Raw genomic sequence first — 18,142 nt, 5'->3', positions numbered from 1 at the left:
GCGGCCCTTTGTTCTTAGGGCCGCCCGGCCGTGGCGTTCTCGTTACGGGGCACCAGGAACGCGGCGTCGTCGAAGACTGCGTAGACCTCTATCGCGCGCTCGTCCGGTACGAGAGTCGGGGCAAGGTGCGCGACGATCCCAGAGTCGGTCAGCGCCTCGCTCTTGAAATGTTTGGCCACGTCTCGGCGCCGCGTCGTATCCACGATCTGGACGACTCGCCCTCGATAGACAATGAGAAAGGTCTTTGGGGCCTGCTCGCGCGCGAGATCGGCCGCCCATCCATTGATCGACACGACTCGGGCAGTCCACGTGACGTGATCCACCATGCCGCCAAAGCCTTTCTCCTTCAGCGAGAGGGTTCGGCCATTACTGGCTTCGATCCCCACGATGTTCTCTTCGCGATCTGAGATCGCCCGGTATATCAATTGGCTGGCACGCGGGAGAGGTGTCAACTGTCCAGCGGATGCGACGCGATAGACCTCGATGTGGTTCTTCCCAGGAGAAAAGTAGCGCGGGGACAACATGATGCCAATCTTGAGGTCCGCTTTGTCCTGGTACGTCCATCCCGTGCCGGCAATCGTGCCGTTCACGGCAACCGCGACGGGCGTGGATTTCTCGAGGCCGGTCACCGTGCCCGCGAGCAGCGCCGGAACGAAGGGACCTTTCGGCTCGACGTCGAGATATGCAGCGACATCGTCCAGGCGAACTTGCGCGCTGCGGTGATCGGTGCGGAGCAGGTCGAGCGCACTGACGGGTCGGCCCACGAGATCTCGATGCGGCCCGAACCGATAGAGATCATCATCGCCACCTCCTGGTCCAAACAGCGCTCGAATCCGCTGGGACACGCCGTTGACGCCATCAATCGAGCGGCCGAAGCGTTCAACCTTTTCTTGCCTGGAGAGGAAGACTCGCTTCTCGCGCCGTTCGGGACCATCAAGTCGCAGGGACGTGCCATCCATCGTCCAGGGCACCTGAATGCCGAGCACGTCGCTAATCGTGGGCAGCACATCGATCAGCTCGGCGTTGCGCGTATCCACGCGTTCCTGCTGCTGGCCGGGATATTTGACGAAGAGCGGCACCGGAAGAATCTCCGCCGTGTTCTCTCCGTCCAGCGACCGCCGGTTGCTGCCGGGACGGAACGTGGCCCCATGATCGGCGAGCACCAGAAGGAGGGCTTCATCGCGGAGACCGGCGTTCTGGACCCGGTCCAGCAACCTCGCCAGCAAGCGATCCGCGAATTGAAGCTGGAGTAGATAGCGCTGCAGCGAGTGGTCCACGGCTGTCTGGCTCGATCCCCATTGGCCGTGGGCCATGAGCCCGGGTCTCGAATGACCAGCGTAGACCTGCATCGTAGGGAGAAAGCGCCAGGGTTCGTGAGGTATGCCGATGTGCACGTACCAGAGTGCGGGCGACTCGGCCCGGCTGATGCGGTCGATGATGCTCGCGAATCGGTCGATCTGGTCATGGCTCGCATCCGCCTGCCTCCACTCGGCGAACGCTTCCGCATTTGGCGCGACCGGAGCGCCGAAGCCGGTCCAGCGGTCGGCCAGCGGTGGCAGACGGGCTTCAGCCAGGTCCGCCGGCAGGGCGCCGTGCAGGTAAACGATTCCGGCATCCGTGAGGAGCGAGCCGAAGCTGGCGCGGTCTGGCGGCCCAATGCAGGTGCCGGGAGGGCACATCCGCGTGATGAACTCGGTCGCGTGAATTCGGTACGTGCCGCCGAGAAGCGTGAAGAGATTCTGCGGGTAGGCGTTGGCCGCCGGAATCTTGTTCGCCTCCGGCACTGTGCCCGTCAAAAGGGCAGGGATGACGCGGGACGTCTGTTCGGCGTTCGTCGTCGTGTTACGGTACCAGGTGGACGACGCCGCAAGGCGTGCGAAGTTGGGATAGCGGCTAGAGTCAATCGTCCCGTCCGGCTGCAACAAGCTGCCGAGAGGCAGCTCGTCGAACACGAGCATGACAACCGGCACAGCGGCCTTTGCAGCGGCGCCCACACTCTCGACCTCGGCTTGGACTCGGGCTGGGAGTAGAAGGTGTCGCACGGGACCGCCGAAGAAAAACACCGCCAAGAAGACCGCCGGTGCCGCCCCGGCCCACGTGAGCATCTCCTGGAACCGGGGCCAGCGACTGTAAGCGAGGATCACAAGGACACCGACGCCCGCGAAGATTGCCAGCCACCCGATCGTGCCGATCTGTAGGAGACTCGTGACGGGCGGTGCAACCGTCAGTCCCGCCAGCCCGCCAATCGCGGCGCGGTGTAGCATCCGACGTGCAGGAGACCAGAGGATGCCGGCGAGTCGTGTGCACGCAACGATGACGAGGGGTGGGCCGAGCAGGGCCACGGTCGAAAAGAGGAGCACGTGCGTGACACTCGACCCTTGCGCCACGAAGAAGGTCGCGTCACGACCGAGCACATCGAACAGCGGCTGCGCAATGGCGAAGGCGGAGAGCGCGAGAACATGGAGGATCTCACGTGAAAGCTTCGATAGTCGAGGCATTCTGCTCGCCGTGTTGTGTTCGTTACTCCTCGCGACGCACATTCATTACGACTACGAGCGTACGCGCTTTCGAGTGGTAAAGACGCCGCAGCTGGCGCTTCAGCCGTCGTTGAACGTCTCTGCCCGACGTGACAGCCCTCGTCCGGGGCTCCTGCTGCCATCATCGTTCGGCTTCGCGGCGGTGTCGAGCCGGTGCAGGTTGAGCTGGCCGTCGACGGCGAGCCGCTCACGAGCGTCAGGGACGCCCACGCACCCCCTCGTTCTCCTTATATGATCGTCAGCAAGGCCACACATGACGAACGAGCCTCCAGACGCGAGCCAACCGAAGGCTGTCACGTATTCCAGCTATCTGCGCGTTGACGAGCTGCTCTCGCTCCAGCAACCGCGATCTGCAGGACCCGAGCATGACGAGTTGCTGTTCATCGTCATTCACCAGGTCTACGAGCTATGGTTCAAGGAGCTGTTACACGAGCTCGATTACGTGGAGCGTCTGCTCGAGAAGGGCGAGTCGTCTCGGGCACAGCACACGCTGAAGCGGATCCTGACGATCCTCAAAGTGCTCGTCGTGCAACTCGACATTCTCGAGACAATGACGCCGCTCGAGTTCTTGTCATTCCGCGCGCGCCTGGAGGCCGCGAGCGGCTTCCAATCCGATCAATTTCGCCAGCTCGAGTTCGCGCTGGGTCTGAAGTCGGCGGAGATCGTGCGGCGATTTCCGGAAGGCAGTCGCGGCCGGATCGCTCTCGAGCGTCGCTATCATCAGACTACACTGTGGGACGCCTTCCTTCGGTATCTCGCGCGAGAGGGATACCCGGTACCTGCGGACCAAGTGCACCGCGACGTCACAACTGGCATCGAGCCCTCGAGCGAGATTCAACACCTGCTGGTTGATGTCTACCGAGGCGACCCGAAGAACGCCGAGCTGTGTGAGCGACTCGTCGATCTCGATGAGGGCATTCAGGAGTGGCGGTATCGACACGTGAAGATGGTCGAGCGCACGATCGGGGGCAAACGCGGGACTGGCGGGTCTGGAGGCGCGACGTATCTGCGCGAGACAGTCGGACGACCGCTGTTCCCCGATCTCTGGGCCATCCGCAGTCAACTCTGAGCCGGGCGCGTCCCCAGACGACGACTCTGTCTCTATGAGCGCCGGGCTGGCATCGAGCCGACGATGACCTACAGGTCCGACAACCGACTGGCGCGCCACTATTCGCGCTTCCGTGTCAGCGAGCGGCTGCTGCTCACAGGCCATTCTCATCAAGCCTGGCCGGACGTGGGCTTCGAGGCTCAGCAACGTGCCTGGCTCGACGCCGCCGACCTCGTGGACGAGAAGTGGCCAAGGGCAGAGGAGCAAGCCTCGCGTGTCAGAGAAGGTTTCAGGCGCCTGCTTGGTGATAGCAACGGCGAGCTCGCGCTCGGTCAGAACACCCATGAGCTCGTCACGCGGCTGCTCTCTGCGCTCCCGCTTGGGGAACGGCCGCGTCTTGTGACCACCGATGGTGAGTTTCACAGCATACGGAGGCAGCTCGATCGATTGGAGGAGGCGGGCCTTGAGATCCTGCGGATCCCGGCTCGACCAGCCGAAACGGTCGCCGAGCGGATGGCCGCTGCAGTCGACGATCGCACGGCCTGCGCGCTGGTCTCGTCGGTGTTCTACGAGACCGCCGAAATCGTGCCGCACCTGGACGCGGTTGCGACGGCGTGCACGTGCCACGGCGCGGTCCTGTTCGTCGACGCGTACCATCATTTGAACGCCGTTCCCTTCGATATCGGTGAGATGCGCCTCGACGAGGCGTTCGTCACCGGTGGCGGTTACAAGTACTGCCAGCTCGGGGAAGGCAACGCGTTCCTCCGCATCCCACCTCACTGCCGCCTGCGACCCGTGCTCACCGGTTGGTTCAGCGAGTTCGGAGATCGGGATGAGCGCGCGGTGTTGGGCTGGGTTCGATATGGAGCAGGCGCGGCAACGTTTGCGGGCGCGACCTACGATCCGACCTCACAGTATCGGGCCGCGGCGGTCTTCGACTTCCACGCTGAGATGAGGCTGACACCGGCGCTCCTGCGCGAGATCAGCCTGCATCAGGTCGGCCTGCTGCAGACCGCATTCGAAGGGCTAGATGTCGATCCCGGCATCGCCCACGTCGAACCGATCCCCGCTGAGCGCCGAGCCGGCTTTCTCGCGCTGCGTTCACCTCAGGCTCGCCGTCTGGCCGAAGCGCTGCGTGCACGAGGGGTGCTCACAGACGCGCGCGGCGACCTCTTGCGGCTGGGCCCGGCGCCGTATCTCTCTGACGATCAACTCCGCGAAGCGATCGCCCGCCTGGGTGAAGTGCTTTCTCTATAGATGCCCGCGCAAGTTTGGTTCCTCTCAGCCCGACATGTAGCCCAGCGGTACACGCGGTGCTACAATCGAGGGTATGAGGACGATTAGTCAGCGAGAGCTACGCAACGGCAGCGCAGCCGTCATGGATGCCGTTGAGGCGGGCGAGACCTTCCGCGTTACACGTAATGGCGTTGAGGTCGCTGAGCTTCGTCCATTGCCGGCCGAGGTCTTCACGCTCGTCACTCAGCTCAAGCGCGCGCTCGCCGGGCTGCCAACTGGGAGCTATCTCAAGATGAGGGCTGAGGCAGATGCGTTCTTCCGAGACGACGATCGACTCGATGGCTGAGCGTCATCCACGAGGCGTGCTCGACACGTCGGTAGTCATTGATCTGGTCGACATCCCGGACGAGAAGCTGCCGGTTAGCGCGACAATCAGTGCCATCACGCTTGCAGAGCTGTCACAAGGCGTCCATCTAACACACGATCCGCGGGAACGCGCGACACGAGCAGAGCGACTCCAGAGTATGGAGGCGGCACACCCATCTCCGCTATCCTTCGATGCGGATGCCGCGCGCCGTTACGGCAGGCTGGTGGCGCTGACCCTGGCGGCCGGCCGCAGTGCGAAACCGCGCCGCATCGATCTCATGATTGCCGCCACGGCGTCAGTCAATGGCCTGCCGTTGTTCACCCGCAATTCGGATGATTTCGAAGGGCTCGAGTCCGCCCTTACGGTCGTGCTCGTCTGAGCTGTTGTTCGAGCGACGGGCAACGCGCGCACGGCATCAGCCCAGGGGCGACGTTCCACCGAACACGCACCGGCCGCGGACATAGGTCGCGAGACAAGCATTCGGCCGGAAATGATAGAGCCACTCGAGGTGGTCGGGCGCGTCGATGATCGCGAAATCCGCGGACTTGCCCTCTTCGAGAGATCCGATCTCCTGTTCCAGGCCTATCGCCCGTGCCGCGAAGAGCGTTGCGCCCTTCAGCGCTTCGTCAGCCGTCATGTGCTGCATGGTGCAGGCCAGCAGCAGAGCAAGAGGTAGATGATGGGTCGGTGCCGTTCCGGGATTGAAGTCGGTCGCAACCGCAACGGGTACGCCAGCTTCGATCAGCTGCCGTGCTGGCGCGGGATGCTGCCGGAGGTAGAGTGCAGCCAGTGGAAGACTGACGGCCGTCACGCCCGCCACCGCCAGCTTCGCGATGCCTTCCGCCGAGACGTGCTCGAGGTGATCGGCCGAGACCGCTCCGATCTCCGCGGCCAGTACGGCGCCGCCACCGTCCGAGAGCTGATCTGCGTGCAGCTTCGCGCCGAGACCGAGCGTGCGGGCACATGTCAGAACCGTGCGCGCTTCATCAACGGTAAAGGCGGAGTCTTCGACGAAGGCGTCGCAGAACTGGGCGAGGCCGCGCTCGGCAACCACGGGGAGGAGCCTGTCGGTGATGAGGCGCACGTAGGCCGGACGGTCGTGGCGAGACTCGCGGGGCACGACGTGCGCCGCCAGACATGTCGGCACCAGCCGCAGTGGCCCCTCGGCGCTTAATTGGCGGTAGACGTCGAGCAGCCGGAGCTCGGTGTCGACGTCCAAGCCGTACCCGCTCTTGCACTCGACGGTGGTCACGCCGAGTGCCGCCATGGCCCAGAGGTGCGCACGAGCATGCGCGGCGAGGTCGGCGCCCGATGCGGCCCGTGTGTCGTCCACCGTCCTTTGGATGCCACCGCCCGCGCGGGCAATATCTATGTAGGAGGCGCCAGCCAGCCGCGCCGCAATCTCTCGCGCTCTCGAGCCGGCGAACGCCAGGTGCGTGTGGCAGTCCACGAGACCCGGTATCACGAGCCGACCCTTCGCGTCGACGCGTGTCTCACCGGCGAACTCAGGCGGCAGATCCGCCGCACGTCCGACCCAACGAATCCTCTCGCTGGCCCACACCAGCGCGGCATTGTCGATAGCGCCAATAGAATCCTGACCGCCCCGCGCTTGGCAGGTAGCGAGTGTCGCGATGTTGACGAGTATGGGCATAGGGGTCAAGGGGGCTTGACCCCTAAGTCCCTGATCGTAACGGTGATGCCTCTCCGAGCGCGAAGACGTCCTCCTCGACCAGTCGTGCCAGGGCTTCGATATCTGTTCCCAGGGGGCGATCAGTTGTCAGCGGCGACACGACCGTCCGGACGGCCTGCCACGCGCGCTCCACGGCCTCTCCCGAGCGCAGCGGCCGATGGAGCTCCAGCGCCTGGGCGGCACAGAGGAGCTCGATGGCGACGACCCAGCGAGTGAGCTCCAGGGCGCGACGCGCCTTCGCGCCCGCACGCGGCCCAAAGGAGTTGTAGTCCTCGATGCCGGCGCTCGTCTGGAGGTTCGCGACGGTGGCTGGCGCCGCCAGGCCGACGAGCTCGTTGCAGCAGGCGGCGGCCGTGTATTGCGCCAGCATCAGGCCAGAGCAGAGGCCGGGCTTCGGGCTGAGATGTGGCACGAGCCCGCTCTCCGGGTCGCGGGCCGCCAGCAGCGCGAAGACGCGCTGTTGGGCGATGCCAGCAACATGAGTGAGCAGCAGGCCCATGACATCGAGGGGCAGCGCCACTGGCATGCCGTGGAAGCTTCCGGCCGAGACGACGCCATCATCCGGAAAGACGAGCGGATTGTCCGTCACGGCGGCGAGCTCGTCGCGAACACGACTGCGCACGTAGAGAAACGCGTCCAGGGCCGCCCCGAGCACCAGCGGGGAACATCTGAACGAGTATGGATCCTGAACGCGCGGGTCGTTGGTCCGGTGCGATTCGACGATCGTCGAGCCTTCGAGACAAGATCTGAGCGAGGCCGCAATGGCGCTGGGTCCGGCCTGGGCGCGCACCTCGTAGACACGCGGATCCAGGAACGCATCGGTGGCCTTTGCTGCGTCGTTCGACATCGCATTGGCAATCAGCGCGGCATCGAACAGCCGCTCGGCGTCGGCACAGAGCAGCGCCGCGTCGGCCGCCATCAGATGCGTGCCATTGACGAGCGCGAGACCCTCTTTGGCTTCGAGCTGGAGGGGCGTGATGCTCAGCTCTGCGTGCACCTGCGTCGCGTCCGCAGCCTTGCCGTCGCGTGTGGCTCGACCCTCGCCAATGAGCACCAGCGCGATGTGCGCCAGCGGCGCGAGATCTCCAGAGGCACCAACCGAGCCGATGCTCGGGACGATGGGGGTCACGCGTCCATTGAGGAGCGTGACAAGGCGCTCGACTAGCTCGAAGCGAACGCCAGAATACCCACGGCAGAGCGAAGCCGCCAGGATCAGCATCGTGGCGCGCACAAGCGATTCCGGAAGCGCCCGCCCGACACCCGCAGCGTGCGACCGTACGAGATTGTGCTGCAGCGCGCGCAGCTCGCGGTGCGGGATCCGCTCACGTGAGAGGGAACCAAAGCCGGTATTGATTCCGTAAAGGACCCGCTCCGATGGAAGGACGGCCTCGACACGCTGGCGTGAGGTGCGCACGCGCGACGCTGCCGTCCCGCCCAGACGGACAGAAGCACCACGGCGCGCGACACGCTCGATCTCGTCGATGGTCAATCGGCCGCCATCGAGCGTCACGACGTCGTGGGACGTGGGTGGTGAGCTCGTCACCGGCTTGTGTACGGATCGGCCGCCTCGGCGAGGCGGCCCTACCTAAAGCTTGCGGACCCAGATGTTACGGAAGCGCACAGGGTTCCCATGGTCCTGCAGTAGCAAGGGCAGCTCCGCGTCGTGTGCCTCGTATGTCGGTGCCCCCTCGTGAGTTGTGCCGCCTTTGACTTCTACGTGGTCCTGCACGAGCACACCGTTCCACAGCACGGTGACGTAGGCGGGCGTCGTGACCGCACCGCTGCTGTCAAACTCGGGCGCGCGAAAGATGATGTCGTAGGTCTGCCATTCACCCGGCTTTCGCGCCATGTTCACGAGCGGTGCGTGTTGTTTGTAGACCGATCCCGCCGTGCCATGGAAGTACGTCTCGTTCTGATAGGCGTCGAGGACTTGCACCTCGTAGCGCCCCTGCAGGAACACGCCGCTGTTCCCGCGCCCCTGGCTCTCGCCTTCGACTTCAGCGGGCGTCGCCCATTCGATGTGGAGTTGGCAGTCGCCGAAACCTTGTTTGGTGGCGATGCCGCCGGCGCCTTTGACCACCTCCATGTAGCCGCTCTCGACCTTCCAGCCTGGCGCCCCTTCTCCCTTTTCGCTTGCCCAACTCGACAGATCGTTGCCGTCGAACAACACGATGGCATCGGAGGGCGCTGCCGTGCCTTCGCCTGGCGTGACAACCGGCGCCGCCTCGGCCGGTGGCGGAATCTCGCCCGGCGTTGGCTCATAACCTTGCTGGGCCGCGCCGAGGACACCTGCTGCGGCCACCAGGACGAGGCAAGACGCTGACGAGACGTTGAGCCATCGATTCATCGGATCCTCTCTCTGCTCCGTTGGAGAAACGCCGACTATGCTAGCAGATCACCTGGACCCATTGGGAACCTGCACTCGTGTTTCTACGTCTTCCAAGCTGGGTCACAATGTACGCGAGACGATGCGGATTAGCTCTCGACAGACTCCACGCACGCTGCTCACCGCCGCCGCGCTGCTGCTCGTCTTGACCGCCTGTACGCGCGGGCGGTCCGATCCCACCAATACCGATTCAGCCCTCACTTCCGAGCCGGCCACGTCAGATGCACGGGACACGGCGCCGCCACAGGATGGGCGCCCGCGCATTGTCGTGCTCGGCGACAGCATCGCGGCAGGCTTGGGCCTTGGGGCGCACGAAGCGTTTCCTGCGGTAGTGCAGCAACAGCTCGATGAGGCGGGATACGACTTCGAGGTGGTGGCGGCCGGCGTGTCCGGTGATACGTCGGCTGGTGGCTTGCGGCGCCTGGACTGGGTGCTGGAGGGCGACGTGCGCGTTCTCGTTCTCGAGCTTGGCGGCAACGACGGCTTGCGCGGCCTGACCGTGGCGCAGATGAAGCAGAATCTCGGCGCGATCATCGAGCGGGCCCAGGCGCGGGACATCGACGTGCTGCTGTGTGGGATGGAGGCGCCGCCCAACTTCGGCGTTTCCTATACCGCCGAGTTCCGCCGCGCATTTCAGGATCTCGCGCGCACACCGGGTGTGCGCTTGCTGCCGTTCGTGCTCGAGGACGTGGCCGGCGTGCCAGCGCTGAATCAGGCAGACGGCATCCACCCCAACGCCGAGGGAGCCAGACGCGTGGCTGGGAACGTCTGGAAGGTGCTGGAGCCGCTGCTTGCGAAGTCACCCCCATCATGATTGAGCTGCACAACGTTTCGAAGACGGTCACGAGCGGCGGCCGGCCGCTGGTGATCCTCCATCCCCTGGATCTCGTCGTGCCTGCAGGGCAAACGATGGCGATCGTCGGGCCATCCGGTAGTGGCAAGTCGACCTTGCTCGGTTTGATGGCCGGCCTCGACCAGCCGACGACCGGAGATGTGTGGGTGGACGGCACGCGGATCACCGCCTTGTCGGAAGATGCGCTGGCGCGCGTGCGCGGCGAAAAGATCGGCTTCGTGTTCCAGTTCTTTCACTTGATGCCGTCGCTCACCGCCGTGGAGAACGTCATGGTCCCAATTGAGCTCAGGGGCCGTCGGGACGCGGCCGAACGCGCGCGGGCGCTGTTGAGCGAGGTTGGTCTCGATGACCGCGGCCACCACTATCCGTCACAGCTGTCGGGAGGCGAACAGCAGCGCGTGGCGCTCGCACGTGCCCTCGCGAACGACCCGCCCATTCTGTTGGCTGATGAGCCGACCGGGAACCTCGATACCGAGAACGGCCGACACGTCATCGATCTCTTGTTCCTCGTCCACGCACGGCGCGATACGACGCTCGTGCTCGTGACGCACGATGTCGAGCTCGCCGCGCGTGCCGATGTCCGATTGAACTTGCGCGACGGTCGGATAGCGGAACAGCCGGAGACGGAGCGGCCGGTGGCGGTCACGGGACGGACAGGGTGAAGGGGGTGACATGGTGAGGGGGTGACAGGGTGACAGGGTAACTCGGTGATCGGGTTGAAGGTCAGCGACGTTGCCATCTTGGACACGGCCAAAGGCCAAAGACGGCGCCGACTCCGTTCGAACACGCTGATCACCCAATCACCCAATCACCCGCGTCACCTTGTCACCCTATAGTCGGCCGCGGCACTGAAATACCAATGCTTTTCGTCTTCCGGATGACCGTTCGTGAGCTGCGGGCCTCCTGGCACCGACTGCTGTTCTTCTTTCTCTGCGTTGCGATTGGCGTGGGTGCCATTGCCGCACTGCGATCCGTGATTCAAAACGTGCGGGGCGCAATCGCGCGCGAGGCGCGCACGCTGACCGCTGGCGACTTGGTCGTGCAGTCGAACCAACCTCTCCGGCCGGCGCTCGGCGATCGCATGGATCGCTTGCTCGATGAGGCGGCGGTCGGCGGGCGGTCGGAGTCCATTGAGACCGCCACGATGGTGCGTCCCGCCGAGGAGGCGAAGGCCATCGCCCGCATGATCGAGCTCGCGGGTGTCGATGCGGCGTTTCCGCTTTACGGCACAGTAGCTCTTGCCGACGGCAGGCGCTACACGCACGCGCTCGTGGCCGATCACGGCGCCCTCGTGCGGCCGGAGCTGCTCGTGCAGCTCGGGGTCGAGGTCGGCGAGCAGATCGTGATTGGCCGTGGAACATTCGAGATCCGCGGCGTGCTGCGCTCAGAGCCGGGCCGCCGTCTTGGCGGCTTCACGTTGGGGCCGCGCGTGCTGATCGACCGCGCGGACTTCCTCACGATCGATCTGCTGGGGCGTGGCAGTCGCGCACGTTACCTCACGCGCCTGCGCGTTCCAGATGAGTCGTTGGCGTCACTGGAGAGCGCGCTTCGCGACCTGCTCAGGCCGGCGCTCGCGTCGGTCCGTTCATATCGCGGCACTGAGGATCGGATCGGCGATCGACTGGAGACCAGCGAGAACTACCTGAGCCTCGTGGGGTTCGTCATGGTGGTGCTCGGGGGCGTTGGCGTGTGGAGTGTCACGCGTGTGTTCGTGCGCCAGAAGCTCAAAAGCATCGCCGTGCTGAAGTGCCTTGGCGCGGGGAGCGCTCAAGTGCTGGCCGTGTATGTCACCCAGGTGGCATTGCTGGCGGTGATCGGAAGCGCGTGCGGCGTGGGCATGGCCGCTCTTGCCGTACCGTTCGTGCCTCGTAGCGTTGTTCCCGACCTGCAGTCCATTAGCTTCGGCCTGACGTGGGGGGCCGCGTTGCAAGCTGGCGGCGTGGGCGTCCTGGTCTCGCTGCTGTTCGCGCTCGTGCCGCTGCTGGAGGTGCGCCGTGTGAAACCGCTGCTACTCCTGCGCGATGAGGCGGCCCGGCTGTCGCTGGCGTCCCAGACGGCGCGGAGCGCGGACACGCGGCTGACGCCGGCTGGTGTGGCGAAGGCCTGGCGTGCGCGCCTGGCGGGCGTCGACGTTACGCAGGCCGCGGTTGCTGCTGTCGTCGTTGCCGGCTTGGTAGGGCTTGCCGCATGGCAAGCTGGATCGCTGCGCGTGGGTGCAGCCGTCTCGCTCGGATTCGTGGGCGTGACGCTGGCGTTGGGGGCGGCTGGCAGCCTGCTCGTCCGCGTGGTGCAGCCGTTGGCGTCGAGCACCTGGTTTCCACTGCGGCACGCCGTCCTCGCCGTCAGCCGTCCGGGCAACCAAACACGCGTGATCCTGCTCGCTGTCGGGGTCGGGACGTTCTTTATTCTCGGCGTGCGCCTGGTCGAGGTGAACCTGCTGCGCGAGCTGGCGCTGGAGCTGCGCAGCGACGCGCCGGACATGTTCCTGATCGATGTGCAGGAGGATCAGGTCCCTGGGGTGGAGGCGTTCGTGCGGCGCTGGCGGCTCGATGGCGAGATCCAGCTCCTCCCGGTGTTGCGCGCGCGTGTCGTCGGCATCCGCGGCCGCCGGATAGAGGCCGAGAGCCCGGAGGAGGTACGGGAGCGCGGCGGCCCGTCGCGTGAGTACACGGTGACGTATCGTGATCGCCTCGCGTCGAACGAACGCGTCGTCGCAGGGGAGTTCTGGCCAGTGCAGCGGGGCGCTTTGCCGGAAGTGTCTATCGAAGAGAACGTGCGGGAGGACGGTCTCGAGCTCGGAGATGTCGTCCGCTTCGACGTGGTGGGCCGTGTCGTTGCCGCACGCGTCACCAGCGTGCGGGAGGTCGATTGGAGCGATGCACGCAACGGCGGATTCATGTTCGTCTTCCGCCCTGGCGCCCTGGAAGGCGCGCCGCACTGGTATCTGGGCGTGCTGCGGGCTCCCGGGGACGCGCTTGCCCGCGCGAGGTTCCAGCGCGATCTCATCACGGCGTTTCCCAACGTGTCCGCCGTGGACGTTCGTGAGGTGCTGCACACACTGCGGCAGATCGTGTCGAACATCACGCTGGCCGTCTCCGTGGTCGGTGGCCTCGCGTTGGCGTCGGGGCTGCTGATTCTCATCGGTGCCGTTGCCATGACCAAGTTCCAGCGCCTCTACGAGGCGGCGATCCTCAAGACCCTTGGCGCGAGCGGACGCACGGTCGCCGCGATGCTCGCCGTGGAGTACGTGACGCTTGGGGCGCTCGCGGGGACGGTTGGCGCCCTGGGCGCCTGTATCCTGAGTTGGTTCGTCACCGAGCAGGTGTTCGACTTGCCGTGGCGCTTCCTCCCGGCCCACGTCTTGGGGACGATCCTCTTGGTGGCGTGCGGTGTGGGCGCGGTCGGCATCGTTGCGAGCATCAACGTGCTGCGCGGCCGGCCGCTCGGTGTGTTACGTGCCGAGTAGCGCTCGCCCTGGGCTTCGGTGGATCCCTGATTGCGCGGCCGTGCTATGATCTGCGGTTAACGCGCGCGAGATGGGCGCGGTCTGAGGTACCGAACGTCGATGGAAGTTGTGGATCTCCAGGAGATGCTCCTCAAGAAGCGGAGCGAGCTGCTTTCGGCCGGCGGGCTTCGGGTGCTGCACGCATCGATGGACGTGAACTCGCGGCAGGGCGACCTCGCGGATCAAGCCACCGGCAACAACGAGGTGCACATCCAGCTCAGGCTCAAGCAGACCGACGCCAAGATCCTGCAAGCCATCGAAGAAGCGCTTGCGCGCATCGAGAAGGGGACGTACGGCGTCTGCCGAGACTGTGGTCAGGCCATTTCTGCTGCGCGGTTGCAGGCCATTCCCTGGACACGCGTCTGCATTACCTGCAAGGAAAAGCAAAACGCGTGAAGCCGACCGAGCTCCTTTCATTGCTTCAGGACTTCTACCGCGAGCGACTGGCGCTGTTCGATCGACACGTCAAGGGCGCGCAGGCGGTAGGCGACTACGAGATCAACAACACCTACCAGTACATCGTCGCCCGGGAGGAGACCCACTTGACGTGGCTGCAGACCGCCTTGCGGGATCTCGGCGGCGAGGTGCCCAGCACATTCGAGCCGCTTGCCGTGCCGCAGGTGGGCAAGGCTGAGGCACGCCAGCGCGCGGTGATCGAGGGAGATCTGCAACAGCAGACGGCATTCGTCGAGCGCTGGGCCCCGCGCGTCGAAGATCTTTCGCATGCCCGACACCGCAACATGTTGAAGGTCATCCTCGGCGAGGTGGTCGAGCATCGCCGCTTCTTCGAGCAGGCGCTCGCAGGCCGCGATGACCTGCTCGGTCGTCGGCGAGGGGGTGCAACGACTGGCGGCGGAGTATTACCGGTTCGATGGATGGAGTAGATGCGGTTGTCCCGCGTCGCCATTGCGCTGGGGAGCAACCTCGGTGACCGTCGTGCCCATCTCGAATACGCGCGGGCGCGCTTGCCCGAGCATCTGTCGCACCTCACCGCCTCCTCGGTTCATGAGACGAAGGCGGTAGGAGACGAGCCGCAACCAGACTTCCTCAACAGCGCCGTCGTCGGCGTAACCGCGCTTGGCCCTCGAGAGCTCCTGGGTTTCCTGCTCCAAGTCGAGCAAGAACGCGGTCGGTCGCGCCCCGACAAGACGACACCGCAGGCGATGGCCGGAGCTGCGCCGCACTCTTACGCGCCACGCACTCTCGATCTCGATCTCATTCTCTTTGGCAGCTATATCGTCGAGGAGCCAGGGCTACACGTGCCACACGCGCGCTTTCGCGAGCGCCTGTTCGTGCTCGATCCCCTGAGTGAGATCGCCTCCGACTGGCTCGATCCGATTACCGGCATGACGGTGGCCGAGCTGCGCGCTCGCCTCCACGCTCACGGGAAGGCGAGGGGCCAGATTAGAAGCGCATTCTAATCATAATATGAGGAGAATAACTGTCTTTCTCTTCACTCCGGCCACGCGGATCCCATCTCTACCGTTCATAGAGTGTGAGCTCCGAGATGTCGTCGAAGTCCGCGCGATTGAGTGTCCAGAGGCAGGCACTATGCTCGAGGGCGCATGCGGCGATCGCGAGGTCGGCCTGGCGCTGCCGCGCTCGCTTCACCTGTCGGTACAGCGCCGCAGCGCGCTCTGCCTCACGCGCACCAAAGACCGCGAGCATGTCAGACGCGAAGAACTGGTCGACCGCTTCCTTCTCGCCTTCTGCCCTCGGTCCACGAAGCCACTCGTACAACACGATGGTCGAGAAGGTGATGACGTCACCGTCTGCTGTCGCCGTGCGGAGGGCTTCCAGGGAACGTCCAGTCCCAGTAAAGGCATCGACCAGCAGCGATGTATCCAGATGAACCAACATCACTCTGCCGGCCGCCGCCACCCGAGCCGTCGGCCGCGGCGGATCTCGCGCAACTCCTCGTCCACCTCGGCCTGCGGGCGCGTGGGAGCTCGCGACATCAGATTGTCGATCACGCGCAGCTTCCGCGCACGCTCCTCGTCACTGAGCTTCTCCTCTCGGCTAGCGTAGACAGCGATCGCCTCACGAACGACGAGACTCTGCGCCTTCTTCTTGCGTTCCGCGATGGCCCGGATCGTCTGCATCGTCTCGTCATCGAGCGTGAAGGTCGCTTTGACCATATCGACATATTACCATATATACAGGCTGCTGGATGCCACTCGTGAACGGTGCTCCCTCCTCCCGAAGTGTGTCGAGCGCCTTTCGTGCTCGCGGCGTGAGCTTTCCTTCCATCACTCGCCACGAGTCGACGTCGAACTTCAGGAGCCGGCTTTAAGACAGCTTCTCGCCCTTAGAATCGAATGACAAGACCAACGCGCACGAGGCGGGGCGCCAGAATCTCCGTTGGGAAGCCGTAGCGCGAGCCGATCTGGTCGACCACGCCCACGATCGTGTCGGCATTGGTGGCGTTGAAGATATCGAGCTGCGGCTCGAGTGTCGTCGTGCCGAAGCGGAACGGTCGCGAGATTCGGAGATCGATCATTGTCACATCGGGCACCCGTAGCTCACCTCGCGGGAGGAGCCGCAGGTTCTGCGTGGACCGCGTGAGGTCTGGGTAGATCTCGCGATTGATCTGATAGGTCGGTTGCCTCGGATATCCCGTGTTGCGCACGAGGCTGCTGCTGAGCGAGATCTCCGCCCGCGGGATCACCCAGGTTCCGGCCACCTTGAAACTGTGCGTGGAGTCGTTGGCGACCTTGCCTTGCTGGTTGATCAGGTTGTTGGGATCGTTGAAGTCTCCGAGGTCGATGCCTCCCTCGTTGGTGCCGAAGGTATAGCCGAACAACAGCTGCCACCGATCTGCGAATCGCTTCGCTGCGGTTACCTCGATACCGTCGTAGTCGGTGTCCAAGAGCGGGATGTTCTCCCGGACATTGTCTTGCAGGCCGAGAAACTCGGGATCGAGGTTGTAGAACGTTAGCGTCCCCCCGCCGAGGGGATCAGCGATCTCGGTGGGTACATAGGCGTCGGGAGGCACCGCCGCGTTCCGGAAGCCGATATTCTTGCGATTCGTCCGATGGTGGTACATGGCGCCGACACGAATGTCGCCCAGGAGCTGATGTTCGATGCCGGCGGTGATTTCGTCCGAGTAGCCCCAGTCGGGCCCGTCGGCATCTGCATACCGTGTGGTCGCCGCCCCCGCAAAGCCCTCGAACGTGCCAAGCTCGCCGGTCTGCGGAAAGTCGTCGCCGTTGAGGTCGGACCAGGGGATGTTGGCGAGCGTGAGCGTGAAGGGATGTATCTGCGTGACATGGTCGATCCCGACCTGGAAGCCGTACCGACTATAGTTACCCTTGATTGCAGTGCGCCCGTCGCCAAAGAGGTCGTAGACAACGCCAGCGCGCCAAACCGGCATCCACTGCTCGTAGACGTCTCGGCGCTCGAGCTGCCGCTCGGGAACCCACGTCCCGGCCGGGCTCACTTGCTGCGGGATCCAGCCCGTGGCTGAATCGTGAGCTTGCCAGAGCCGTTCCAGATCAGGTTATCGTCGATGGCGTTCGTCCCATCCGAATTGAAGACGGCGAGCAGCTCTTTATCGACCTTCCATCGCCGGTACGACCCGAAGAACCAAATACGGTCGCGCACGACGGGGCCTGCGAGCGTCGCGTTGAGGTCGTACTGCTCCGTGATGGGGTTGCCACCGGGGAAGTCGAACTGTTCGCTGACCTGGTCGAAGTTCTCCGCCTGGAGGCTGTCATCGGCCCAGTAGTAACGTGCATCCCCGCGCCACGTGTTTCCCCCGGACTTGGTGACCATGTTCATGTGGATGCCGCCGATGGCAATCTCGGCGGGAATGGCCGACGTCTGATAGTTCACCTCCTCGAACATGCCCTGGTCGTAATAGACCATCGTGGAGCCACCCCCGCCGCCGGGCCAGTTCACCGCGAGACCGTCGATCGCGAAGGTCTTGTCGTCGGAGCGCGAGCCGTGCGCAGACACGGCGCTTTGCTGCATGCCCTGTGTGCCGCCCACATCATAGGTCGCCACCGTGACGCCCGGAATGAGCTTACCCACCGACCAGACGTCGCGCCCGGTTGGGATCTCCTCGAGCAGCTCTTGATTCATGATCGTCTGCTGCACGTTCGACCTCGTGTCGATGACCGGTGCCGCGCCACTGACCGTGACGGTCTCCTCCAAATCACCGAGCTCGAGCACCATGTCGACGGTGGCCACGAAGCCTGCCGCAATGCGAATCTCCTCGCGCTCCACGGCCTTGAAGCTGGTGAGCTCGAAGCGCAGCGCGTACGTCCCTGGGACGAGATTGTCGAAACGGTACTCGCCGCGATCATCCGTGATCGTGCTTCGCGAACCGCCGATGAGCCGATCGCTCTCCACCGTGACACTCACGCCCGGCAGGATAGCGCCGGAATCGTCGGTTACCGCACCAGCAATCGTCCCCGTTGTCAGTTGAGCTTGAGCCGCAAGCGGCCAGGCAAGCGAACACCCACACAGCAGAAGGCGAGTCCACACCCTTCGCATGGTTCTCCTTATGACACGATTGG

The 18,142-nt window shown here is 64.6% G+C and carries 18 protein-coding genes; 10 read left to right on the top strand and 8 right to left on the bottom strand.

Annotated elements, in window-relative coordinates; genetic code table 11:
• Positions 1 to 14 precede the first annotated feature (14 nt).
• Positions 15 to 2,540 carry a sulfatase-like hydrolase/transferase gene (locus tag GEV06_12485; protein ID MPZ18715.1) on the bottom strand — a complete coding sequence of 842 codons (2,526 nt, stop codon included), beginning with the start codon at positions 2,538 to 2,540 and terminating at the stop codon, positions 15 to 17.
• A gap of 250 nt (positions 2,541 to 2,790) precedes the next feature.
• Here GEV06_12485 and GEV06_12480 point away from each other — a divergent pair, with 250 nt between their 5' ends.
• From GEV06_12480 to GEV06_12465, 4 genes are all read left to right on the top strand, one after another.
• Positions 2,791 to 3,606 carry a tryptophan 2,3-dioxygenase gene (locus tag GEV06_12480; protein ID MPZ18714.1) on the top strand — a complete coding sequence of 272 codons (816 nt, stop codon included), beginning with the start codon at positions 2,791 to 2,793 and terminating at the stop codon, positions 3,604 to 3,606.
• A gap of 63 nt (positions 3,607 to 3,669) precedes the next feature.
• Positions 3,670 to 4,842 carry a kynureninase gene (locus tag GEV06_12475; GenBank protein ID MPZ18713.1) on the top strand — a complete coding sequence of 391 codons (1,173 nt, stop codon included), beginning with the start codon at positions 3,670 to 3,672 and terminating at the stop codon, positions 4,840 to 4,842.
• Positions 4,843 to 4,915: 73 nt separating this feature from the next.
• A complete protein-coding gene (locus tag GEV06_12470; GenBank protein MPZ18712.1) occupies positions 4,916 to 5,167 on the top strand; it encodes a PhdYeFM domain-containing protein in 252 nt (83 codons plus the stop codon).
• Positions 5,160 to 5,567, top strand: a complete 408-nt coding sequence (locus GEV06_12465; protein ID MPZ18711.1) for a PIN domain-containing protein — start codon at positions 5,160 to 5,162, stop codon at positions 5,565 to 5,567. The genes GEV06_12470 and GEV06_12465 overlap by 8 nt, the downstream gene beginning before the upstream one ends.
• Positions 5,568 to 5,603: 36 nt before the next feature.
• Here the strand turns inward: GEV06_12465 and GEV06_12460 are convergent, their stop codons facing one another.
• The 3 genes from GEV06_12460 to GEV06_12450 are packed head-to-tail and all read right to left on the bottom strand — an operon-like array spanning position 5,604 to position 9,225.
• Complete coding sequence (locus tag GEV06_12460; GenBank protein ID MPZ18710.1) at positions 5,604 to 6,839, bottom strand: imidazolonepropionase; 1,236 nt, start codon at positions 6,837 to 6,839, stop codon at positions 5,604 to 5,606.
• 22 nt (positions 6,840 to 6,861) lie between these two features.
• Entirely contained in the window at positions 6,862 to 8,421 is a 1,560-nt protein-coding gene (locus GEV06_12455) for a histidine ammonia-lyase (GenBank protein MPZ18709.1), read from the bottom strand.
• Between the two features lie 42 nt (positions 8,422 to 8,463).
• Positions 8,464 to 9,225: a DUF1080 domain-containing protein gene (locus GEV06_12450; protein ID MPZ18708.1), complete on the bottom strand. Its 762-nt coding sequence runs from the start codon at positions 9,223 to 9,225 to the stop codon at positions 8,464 to 8,466.
• A 37-nt stretch (positions 9,226 to 9,262) separates the two neighbouring features.
• Between GEV06_12450 and GEV06_12445 the strand changes: the two genes are divergently transcribed.
• The 6 genes from GEV06_12445 to folK all read left to right on the top strand — a co-directional run bounded on the left by GEV06_12445 (position 9,263) and on the right by folK (position 15,043).
• Positions 9,263 to 10,078, top strand: coding sequence for an arylesterase (locus GEV06_12445; GenBank protein ID MPZ18707.1), 816 nt, complete (start codon positions 9,263 to 9,265; stop codon positions 10,076 to 10,078).
• Positions 10,075 to 10,779 carry an ATP-binding cassette domain-containing protein gene (locus GEV06_12440; GenBank protein MPZ18706.1) on the top strand — a complete coding sequence of 235 codons (705 nt, stop codon included), beginning with the start codon at positions 10,075 to 10,077 and terminating at the stop codon, positions 10,777 to 10,779. Before GEV06_12445 ends, GEV06_12440 begins: the two co-directional genes overlap by 4 nt.
• A gap of 197 nt (positions 10,780 to 10,976) precedes the next feature.
• Positions 10,977 to 13,583 carry an FtsX-like permease family protein gene (locus GEV06_12435; protein MPZ18705.1) on the top strand — a complete coding sequence of 869 codons (2,607 nt, stop codon included), beginning with the start codon at positions 10,977 to 10,979 and terminating at the stop codon, positions 13,581 to 13,583.
• 99 nt (positions 13,584 to 13,682) lie between these two features.
• Positions 13,683 to 14,018, top strand: coding sequence for a hypothetical protein (locus tag GEV06_12430; protein MPZ18704.1), 336 nt, complete (start codon positions 13,683 to 13,685; stop codon positions 14,016 to 14,018).
• The gene (locus GEV06_12425) at positions 14,015 to 14,506 is read left to right on the top strand and encodes a hypothetical protein (GenBank protein MPZ18703.1); all 492 of its coding nucleotides are present in this window, start codon (positions 14,015 to 14,017) and stop codon (positions 14,504 to 14,506) included. Before GEV06_12430 ends, GEV06_12425 begins: the two co-directional genes overlap by 4 nt.
• Complete coding sequence (gene folK / locus GEV06_12420; protein MPZ18702.1) at positions 14,507 to 15,043, top strand: 2-amino-4-hydroxy-6-hydroxymethyldihydropteridine diphosphokinase; 537 nt, start codon at positions 14,507 to 14,509, stop codon at positions 15,041 to 15,043.
• Positions 15,044 to 15,101: 58 nt separating this feature from the next.
• Here folK and GEV06_12415 read toward each other — a convergent pair whose 3' ends face one another.
• The 4 genes from GEV06_12415 to GEV06_12400 all read right to left on the bottom strand — a co-directional run bounded on the left by GEV06_12415 (position 15,102) and on the right by GEV06_12400 (position 18,119).
• Complete coding sequence (locus GEV06_12415) at positions 15,102 to 15,482, bottom strand: PIN domain-containing protein (GenBank protein ID MPZ18701.1); 381 nt, start codon at positions 15,480 to 15,482, stop codon at positions 15,102 to 15,104.
• The gene (locus GEV06_12410; protein MPZ18700.1) at positions 15,482 to 15,760 is read right to left on the bottom strand and encodes a hypothetical protein; all 279 of its coding nucleotides are present in this window, start codon (positions 15,758 to 15,760) and stop codon (positions 15,482 to 15,484) included. Before GEV06_12410 ends, GEV06_12415 begins: the two co-directional genes overlap by 1 nt.
• 170 nt (positions 15,761 to 15,930) lie before the next feature.
• On the bottom strand, positions 15,931 to 17,061 hold the full coding sequence (locus GEV06_12405) for a hypothetical protein (GenBank protein ID MPZ18699.1): 1,131 nt from the start codon (positions 17,059 to 17,061) through the stop codon (positions 15,931 to 15,933).
• Positions 17,058 to 18,119: a hypothetical protein gene (locus GEV06_12400; GenBank protein MPZ18698.1), complete on the bottom strand. Its 1,062-nt coding sequence runs from the start codon at positions 18,117 to 18,119 to the stop codon at positions 17,058 to 17,060. The genes GEV06_12405 and GEV06_12400 overlap by 4 nt, the downstream gene beginning before the upstream one ends.
• Between the last annotated feature and the right edge of the window lie 23 nt (positions 18,120 to 18,142).

It is taken from the genome of Luteitalea sp., from assembly GCA_009377605.1.
Classification (GTDB): domain Bacteria; phylum Acidobacteriota; class Vicinamibacteria; order Vicinamibacterales; family Vicinamibacteraceae; genus WHTT01.
Note: the sequence above shows the minus strand (reverse complement) of the source record. Positions and strands in the feature narration are given on the sequence as shown.

What these genes read in the sequence shown, in the direction of transcription:
- GEV06_12485 (MPZ18715.1), bottom strand. Translation starts at nt 2,540, where the DNA reads ATGTGCGTCGCGAGGAGTAACGAACACAACACGGCGAGCAGAATGCCT.
- GEV06_12480 (MPZ18714.1), top strand. Translation starts at nt 2,791, where the DNA reads ATGACGAACGAGCCTCCAGACGCGAGCCAACCGAAGGCTGTCACGTAT.
- GEV06_12475 (MPZ18713.1), top strand. Translation starts at nt 3,670, where the DNA reads ATGACCTACAGGTCCGACAACCGACTGGCGCGCCACTATTCGCGCTTC.
- GEV06_12470 (MPZ18712.1), top strand. Translation starts at nt 4,916, where the DNA reads ATGAGGACGATTAGTCAGCGAGAGCTACGCAACGGCAGCGCAGCCGTC.
- GEV06_12465 (MPZ18711.1), top strand. Translation starts at nt 5,160, where the DNA reads ATGGCTGAGCGTCATCCACGAGGCGTGCTCGACACGTCGGTAGTCATT.
- GEV06_12460 (MPZ18710.1), bottom strand. Translation starts at nt 6,839, where the DNA reads ATGCCCATACTCGTCAACATCGCGACACTCGCTACCTGCCAAGCGCGG.
- GEV06_12450 (MPZ18708.1), bottom strand. Translation starts at nt 9,225, where the DNA reads ATGAATCGATGGCTCAACGTCTCGTCAGCGTCTTGCCTCGTCCTGGTG.
- GEV06_12445 (MPZ18707.1), top strand. Translation starts at nt 9,263, where the DNA reads ATGCTAGCAGATCACCTGGACCCATTGGGAACCTGCACTCGTGTTTCT.
- GEV06_12440 (MPZ18706.1), top strand. Translation starts at nt 10,075, where the DNA reads ATGATTGAGCTGCACAACGTTTCGAAGACGGTCACGAGCGGCGGCCGG.
- GEV06_12435 (MPZ18705.1), top strand. Translation starts at nt 10,977, where the DNA reads ATGCTTTTCGTCTTCCGGATGACCGTTCGTGAGCTGCGGGCCTCCTGG.
- GEV06_12430 (MPZ18704.1), top strand. Translation starts at nt 13,683, where the DNA reads ATGGAAGTTGTGGATCTCCAGGAGATGCTCCTCAAGAAGCGGAGCGAG.
- folK (MPZ18702.1), top strand. Translation starts at nt 14,507, where the DNA reads ATGCGGTTGTCCCGCGTCGCCATTGCGCTGGGGAGCAACCTCGGTGAC.
- GEV06_12415 (MPZ18701.1), bottom strand. Translation starts at nt 15,482, where the DNA reads ATGTTGGTTCATCTGGATACATCGCTGCTGGTCGATGCCTTTACTGGG.
- GEV06_12410 (MPZ18700.1), bottom strand. Translation starts at nt 15,760, where the DNA reads ATGGTCAAAGCGACCTTCACGCTCGATGACGAGACGATGCAGACGATC.
- GEV06_12400 (MPZ18698.1), bottom strand. Translation starts at nt 18,119, where the DNA reads ATGCGAAGGGTGTGGACTCGCCTTCTGCTGTGTGGGTGTTCGCTTGCC.